General features: G+C 68.5%; 1 protein-coding gene. It reads right to left on the bottom strand.

Annotated elements, in window-relative coordinates:
- Complete coding sequence (locus ACLQ14_RS19400; RefSeq protein WP_425816091.1) at positions 1–1,041, bottom strand: IS481 family transposase; 1,041 nt, start codon at positions 1,039–1,041, stop codon at positions 1–3.
- Between the last annotated feature and the right edge of the window lie 112 nt (positions 1,042–1,153).

Genomic DNA, 1,153 nt, shown 5'->3' on the forward strand with positions numbered 1-1,153 from the left:
CTAGGTGTTCTGGTTCATGACGTTGGTGACGTGGCGGCGCAGTCGTGAGGCTGGGGGTTTGTCACCGGCGGCGGTATGGGCTCGATGGTAGTTGTAGTGGATGTTCCAGACCTTGATCGCGGCGGCGCGTTCGTCCTCGGATGACCATTCGCGGGCGTAGAGGACTTCTTCGGCGAGGATCCGTTGGTAGCGCTCGACCTTCCCGTTGTGGCGGGGCGTGTAGGGCCGGGTCCGTTGGTGGCGGGACGCGGAGCCCAGCACGGCCCGGACGAAGTCCTTCGCGCGGTAGTTCGCTCCGTTGTCCGTCACGACGCGCACGACGCGGTCGATGCCGTGGGCGGCGAAGAACGCGCGGGCCCGGTGGTAGAACCCGATCGTGGTCTTCGCGGTCTCGTCCCCGAGGTGCTCGGTGTAGGCCAGGCGGGAGTATCCGTCGACGATCGAGTGCAGGTAGACGTACCCGCCCCGAGGTGACTTGGTCCCGTTCTTCCTCGCCTTGCGGGCCGCGGTGTCCTTCGCCCGCTGGGCGGCCTTGTCCTGGTCCGAGCCGCGTCCGTGGGCCCGCCACCCGCCCCCGTCCGGGATCCGGCCGACCTTCTTCACATCGAGGTGGACCATGTGCCCGGCGAACCTGGCCACGATCTTCCCGGTGTGCCGGTTGCACTCGCCGGTCGGGTCGAGGTCGCGGCGCCGGTTGATGCCCAGGCGCACGAACCAGCGACCCACCGTGGCCACGGAGATCTCGTGCCCTCGGGAGGTCAGCTCGCGCTGGATCTGCCGGGCAGTCCACTTCTTGTCTCGCCGCCACGTCTCGATCAACTCGACCACCGCCGGCGGGGTCTGGGTCGGGCGGACGAACGGCGCCGAGGACCGGTCCTCCACCCCGGGGCGCCCCTCGCTCTCGAACCGCGCCTTCCACTTGGACAGGCACGCCCTGGAGATCCCGGCCTCGGCAGCGACATGCGCCACAGGCCGGTCCTGGCAGCGCTCGATCAGACGCAGGCGTCCGGCAGGGGTCAACGGGGCGTTAGCGTGAGACATGAGGGGTAGGTCCTTCACTCGGCAAGACGGTTGGTCGCACTTCCATCCTGCCGCCAGGACCTACCCCTTCCTCACGCCCGGCCCCGTGTCACCAACGTCATGAACCACAACA

Origin of the sequence: Luteimicrobium sp. DT211 (assembly GCF_049844995.1) — a bacterium.
Classification (GTDB): domain Bacteria; phylum Actinomycetota; class Actinomycetes; order Actinomycetales; family Cellulomonadaceae; genus Luteimicrobium.

What these genes read in the sequence shown, in the direction of transcription:
- ACLQ14_RS19400 (WP_425816091.1), bottom strand. Translation starts at nt 1,041, where the DNA reads ATGTCTCACGCTAACGCCCCGTTGACCCCTGCCGGACGCCTGCGTCTG.